The 5,294-nt window shown below is 55.7% G+C and carries 7 protein-coding genes; all 7 read right to left on the bottom strand.

Going from position 1 to position 5,294, the window contains the following annotated elements; all coding sequences use genetic code 11:
• Positions 1-101: 101 nt before the first annotated feature.
• Complete coding sequence (gene tolR / locus MYY08_RS13555; protein ID WP_038627352.1) at positions 102-530, bottom strand: colicin uptake protein TolR; 429 nt, start codon at positions 528-530, stop codon at positions 102-104.
• 13 nt (positions 531-543) lie between these two features.
• Positions 544-1,230, bottom strand: a complete 687-nt coding sequence (gene tolQ, locus MYY08_RS13550; protein WP_038627354.1) for a Tol-Pal system protein TolQ — start codon at positions 1,228-1,230, stop codon at positions 544-546.
• Positions 1,227-1,631, bottom strand: a complete 405-nt coding sequence (gene ybgC, locus MYY08_RS13545; RefSeq protein ID WP_038627356.1) for a tol-pal system-associated acyl-CoA thioesterase — start codon at positions 1,629-1,631, stop codon at positions 1,227-1,229. Before ybgC ends, tolQ begins: the two co-directional genes overlap by 4 nt.
• A 226-nt stretch (positions 1,632-1,857) precedes the next feature.
• Positions 1,858-2,148, bottom strand: coding sequence for a cyd operon protein YbgE (ybgE, locus tag MYY08_RS13540; protein WP_288014564.1), 291 nt, complete (start codon positions 2,146-2,148; stop codon positions 1,858-1,860).
• Positions 2,148-2,258: a cytochrome bd-I oxidase subunit CydX gene (cydX, locus tag MYY08_RS13535; RefSeq protein ID WP_071883693.1), complete on the bottom strand. Its 111-nt coding sequence runs from the start codon at positions 2,256-2,258 to the stop codon at positions 2,148-2,150. Before cydX ends, ybgE begins: the two co-directional genes overlap by 1 nt.
• Positions 2,259-2,273: 15 nt before the next feature.
• Entirely contained in the window at positions 2,274-3,413 is a 1,140-nt protein-coding gene (cydB, locus tag MYY08_RS13530) for a cytochrome d ubiquinol oxidase subunit II (protein ID WP_038627360.1), read from the bottom strand.
• Positions 3,414-3,424: 11 nt separating this feature from the next.
• The gene (gene cydA / locus MYY08_RS13525; protein WP_288014562.1) at positions 3,425-4,993 is read right to left on the bottom strand and encodes a cytochrome ubiquinol oxidase subunit I; all 1,569 of its coding nucleotides are present in this window, start codon (positions 4,991-4,993) and stop codon (positions 3,425-3,427) included.
• Positions 4,994-5,294 lie beyond the last annotated feature (301 nt).

Here is a 5,294-nt window from a genome sequence, read left to right as displayed (position 1 = left end):
CGATATGCAATATCACTGAAATGATTATCGCGCGTTTTAACTTATCGTTTTGTTCGGATGCCTTCGACACGCTCGGTTCCCAAAAAACGGTTACGGAATAATTAAATTGGCTGCGTCATCAGGCCAACTGATTTCACACCCGCCTGATGCAGCAGGTTCAGCGCCTTGATAATTTCGTCATAGGGGACATCTTTCGCGCCGCCAATCAGAAACACCGTTTTCGGGTTCGCTTCCAGTCGACGCTGCGCTTCCGCCACTACCTGCTCGGAAGGCAGTTGCTCCATACGATCGTGATCGACCACCAGGCTGTACTGCCCTACGCCGGAAACTTCCACGATCACCGGCGGATTATCATCACTGGAGACCGTCTTTGAATCGGTCGCGTCCGGCAGATCGACTTCAACGCTCTGGGTGATAATCGGCGCCGTCGCCATAAAGATCAGCAGCAGCACCAGCAGCACGTCCAGCAGCGGAACGATGTTAATTTCAGACTTCAGATCGCGACGACCGCGACCACGCGTTCTGGCCATACGTCACCTCTGCTTACTTTTTATTCTCGCTGGAGAATGCCTGACGGTGCAGGATAGCCGTGAACTCTTCCATAAAGTTGTCATAGCCCTGCTCCAGCTTGTTCACGCGCTGGTTAAGACGGTTATAGGCCATGACCGCAGGGATCGCGGCGAACAGACCGATAGCGGTGGCGATCAGCGCTTCAGCGATGCCCGGCGCAACCATTTGCAGCGTGGCCTGCTTCACCGCGCCCAGCGCGATAAAGGCGTGCATGATCCCCCAGACCGTACCGAACAGGCCGATATACGGGCTGATTGATCCGACGGTGCCCAGGAAAGGAATATGGTTTTCCAGCGCTTCCAGCTCGCGGTTCATCGAGATGCGCATCGCGCGGGTGGCGCCTTCCACGACCGCTTCCGGCGCATGGCCGTTGGCGCGGTGCAGACGGGCAAACTCTTTAAAGCCGGCGTAGAAAATCTGCTCTGAGCCGCTCAGCTCGTCGCGACGTCCCTGGCTTTCCTGATACAGGCGCGACAGCTCGATGCCCGACCAGAATTTATCTTCAAACGCTTCCGCTTCGCGTCCCGCCGCGTTGAGTATGCGGGTGCGCTGGATAATGATCGCCCAGGACGCAATGGAAAACCCGATCAAAATCAACATGATAAGTTTGACCAGAAGGCTCGCCTTCAGGAACAAATCAAGAACATTCATGTCAGTCACTGCTTGAACTCCGCGACAATAGACTTGGGAAGCGCTATCGGCTTCATTAGGTGTGGGTTGATGCAGGCAATAAGAACCTCTGCTTCATTGAGCAGCTTGCCTTCCGCATTGACGATACGTTGCCTGAATGTCATGGTCGCGCGACCCATCGACGAAACCTCGCTCTGCACTTCAAGCAGGTCGTCCAGACGCGCGGCGGCAATATAGTCAACCGTGATCCGACGCACGACAAAAGCAATCTGCTGTTCAAGCAGCGACTGCTGATTAAAATGGTGCTGGCGCAGCATCTCAGTACGTGCCCGTTCATAGAAAGCAATGTAGCTGGCGTGGTAAACCACACCACCGGCATCCGTATCTTCGTAATAGACACGCACCGGCCATCGAAACAGCGTTGTACTCACTTTACATCCCGGTAATGCTTTTAAACGTTGCTACTATACGCAAGTGCAATCGGCTTTGGAATGGGTCGCCGAAGCGCGGAGAAAATAATTATCAAATGGAAACTATTGACAAAATTTTCGGAATATATCGTGGCGTAAGGTGGGGATAAACAGAGGTTTGCTGACAGAACTTTTCACTGTTAGCGGAGCCGGAAGCGACAGCGCCAGGCTCCGAATACAATTAAGATTAAAAGAAGAAGAGATTTCCCCATAGCAGCGCCAGTAGTGCCGGCAACGGAGAGAAAAAGCAGCGCCAGCGAAGCCGACGCGGACGAAAGCCAACGCCGTGCACCACACCCGCGCAGGTCGCCCAAATCAGCAGGAACCCCTGCCAGATGCTTAACGGACTGGTGCGGGCGGCGAAGCGCGTCGGGTCCCAAAACAGGCAGCCCGCCAGCAACAGCGCCAGCGCCAGGGAAAGCGCCCGCAGCGGGCGCTTATCCATCAGGTTATAGAACCGTTGCAACCGCTGACGCATCAAGCTTTATCCTGTTGCGCCGTCTCTTCCACATGCTCCAGCGCCAGCGCGGTGATAATACCGAAGGCGCAGGCGAGCAGCGTTCCAAGAATCCAGGCAAAATACCACATGGCTAAACGCCTCCGTTAATAGAGTGAATGTGTGTTGCTTTCAATATGTTCTTTGGTGATGCGGCCGAACATTTTGTAGTAGCACCAGCTGGTGTAAATCAGAATGACCGGCACAAATACCATTGCCACATAAAGCATCAGCTTCAGCGTCATCAGGCTTGAGGTAGCATCCCACAGCGTCAAGCTCATGTTCGGCTGCGTGCTGGACGGCATAATGAAGGGGAACATCGCCACCCCGGCGGTAAGAATGACGCAGGCCAGCGTCAGCGAGGAGAACAGAAACGCCCAGGCGCCCTTCTTCATTCGTGAGCAGAGCGCCGTTAACAGCGGGAACAGCAGGCCCAGCGCCGGGATCAGCCACAGCAGCGGATAGCGGTTAAAGTTAAGCAGCCAGGCGCCCGCTTCGCGCGCGACTTCTTTATTTAACGGGTTAGAGGCCGCGGCGCGATCGATAGCGCTGGTCACCACGTAGCCGTCAATGCCGTACATGACCCAGACGCCCGCCAGCGCGAACGCCGCCAGCATCACCAGCGCGCTGATTTGCGCCGCCGCGCGGGCGCGTAGATACAGCTCGCCGCCGGTGCGCATCTGCAGATAAGTGGCGCCTTGCGTCAGGATCATCGTCAGGCTGACGACGCCCGCCAGCAGGCCGAACGGGTTCAGCAGCTGGAAGAAGTTACCGGTGTAGTAGAGACGCAGATAGGCGTCGGCATGAAAAGGCACGCCCTGCAGCAGGTTGCCGAACGCCACGCCAATCACCAGCGGCGGCACGAAGCTGCCGAGGAAAATGCCCCAGTCCCACAGCTTACGCCAGCGCATATCTTCGATTTTAGAGCGGTAGTCAAAACCGACCGGGCGGAAGAAAAGCGAGGCCAGCACCAGAATCATCGCCACATAGAAGCCGGAAAAGGCCGCCGCATAGACCATTGGCCAGGCGGCGAACAGCGCGCCGCCGGCGGTGATCAGCCACACCTGGTTGCCGTCCCAGTGCGGCGCGATACTGTTAATCATGATGCGGCGTTCGGTATCGGTGCGACCCAGAATGCGCGACAGCATTCCCACGCCCATATCGAAACCGTCGGCGACCGCGAAGCCAATCAGCAACACGCCGATCAGCAGCCACCAGATAAAACGTACAACTTCATAATCCAACATAGCTGGCTCCTTTACTGCATCGGCTGCGAAGCGACAGTGGACTGCTCATAGTGATAGCGTCCGGTTTTCAGGCTGCTTGGGCCCAGACGAGCGAACTTGAACATCAGGTACATCTCCACCACCAGGAACAGCGTGTAGAGACCGCAAATCAGGCCCATGGAGAACAGCAGATCGCCGACCGTCAGCGTCGAGTTGGCGACCGCCGTCGGCAGCACTTCGCCAATCGCCCAGGGCTGACGGCCATATTCCGCCACGAACCAGCCCGCTTCGACGGCGATCCACGGCAGCGGAATGCCATACAGCGCCGCCTTCAGCAGCCAGCGGTTTTTGCCGATGCGGTTGCGAAGCACGCTCCAGAAAGAGAGGCCGATGATGCCCAGCATCAACACGCCGCACAGCACCATGATGCGGAAAGAGAAATAGAGCGGCGCGACGTGTGGAATGGAATCCTGCGTCGCCTGTTTGATCTGCGCTTCCGTCGCGTCGGTGACGTTCGGCGTATAACGCTTCAGCAGCAGACCGTAGCCGAGATCCTGTTTATGGCCGTTGAACGCTTCACGCACTGCCGGATCGGTATTGCCAGCGCGCAGCTCCTCCAGCAGCTGATAGGCTTTCATGCCGTTGCGGATGCGCACCTCATGCTGCGCCATCAGATCTTTCAGGCCGATAACTGGCTTATCCACCGAACGGGTGGCGATCAGGCCCAGCAGGTAAGGAATCTGGATGGCGTAACCGTTCTCCTGCGTCAGCTGATTCGGCAGGCCAAACAGCGTAAAGGCGGCCGGCGCGGGCTGGGTTTCCCATTCCGCTTCAATTGCCGCCAGCTTGGTTTTCTGCACGTCGCCCATCTCATAACCAGATTCATCGCCCAGCACGATCACCGACAACACCGTCGCCATGCCGAAGCTGGCCGCAATGGCGAAAGAACGTTTAGCGAAGGCGAGATCGCGGCCGCGCAGCAGGTAGTAAGCGCTGATGCCGAGAATAAACATGGCGCCGGTGGTGTAGCCCGCCGCAACGGTATGCACGAATTTCACCTGCGCCACCGGGTTCAGCACCAGCTCGGAGAAGCTCACCATCTCCATGCGCATGGTTTCGAAGTTGAATTCGGAAGCGACAGGATTCTGCATCCAGCCGTTAGCGACCAGAATCCAGAGCGCGGAGAGGTTGGACCCCAGCGCGACCAGCCAGGTGACGGCCATATGCTGTACTTTGCCCAGCCGATCCCAGCCGAAGAAAAAGAGGCCGACAAAAGTGGATTCGAGGAAAAAGGCCATCAGGCCTTCGATCGCCAGCGGGGCACCGAAGATATCGCCGACATAGTGAGAGTAATAAGACCAGTTGGTGCCAAACTGGAATTCCATAGTCAGGCCCGTTGCGACACCCAGCGCAAAGTTGATGCCAAACAACTTGCCCCAGAATTTGGTCATGTCTTTGTAGATTTGTTTACCCGACAGGACATAGACGGTTTCCATGATCGCTAACAGAAACGCCATCCCCAGCGTCAGCGGCACGAACAGGAAATGGTACATCGCCGTCAGGGCAAACTGTAAACGCGACAGTTCGACGATATCAAACATCTTAACCCCTTGCTTTTTGCTGAAAGCATTTAAGACATGGTGTGTATTGAGCGCCGCAGCGGACAAATAGCGCCATGCTGATTGCTGAATAAAAAAAGCTGTTTTTATTACTGGTTAACGGACGAACGCTTTTGACCGCTCACCAGCGGTTGAATTGAATTTAATAATCACTTCCAGAGTGAGACGGGAATATCATACCCATACAAACGATACGGTAAAGAAAAATTAGTGTGACCTGGAAAATATTTTTTGATCCAGGTTCGCATTTAACGAAAAAGGGTTATAAGGATGAACTTGATAT

The organism is Mixta sp., assembly GCF_024610815.1.
In the GTDB taxonomy this organism is placed as follows: Bacteria; Pseudomonadota; Gammaproteobacteria; order Enterobacterales; family Enterobacteriaceae; genus Mixta; species Mixta calida.
The sequence above is the reverse complement of the archived record's forward strand: the minus strand, read 5'-3'. Positions and strand labels throughout refer to the sequence as shown.

Coding starts and splice junctions, on each gene's coding strand:
- tolR (WP_038627352.1), bottom strand. CDS start 530: ATGGCCAGAACGCGTGGTCGCGGTCGTCGCGATCTGAAGTCTGAAATT.
- cydB (WP_038627360.1), bottom strand. CDS start 3,413: ATGTTGGATTATGAAGTTGTACGTTTTATCTGGTGGCTGCTGATCGGC.
- cydA (WP_288014562.1), bottom strand. CDS start 4,993: ATGTTTGATATCGTCGAACTGTCGCGTTTACAGTTTGCCCTGACGGCG.
- ybgE (WP_288014564.1), bottom strand. CDS start 2,148: ATGCGTCAGCGGTTGCAACGGTTCTATAACCTGATGGATAAGCGCCCG.
- cydX (WP_071883693.1), bottom strand. CDS start 2,258: ATGTGGTATTTTGCCTGGATTCTTGGAACGCTGCTCGCCTGCGCCTTC.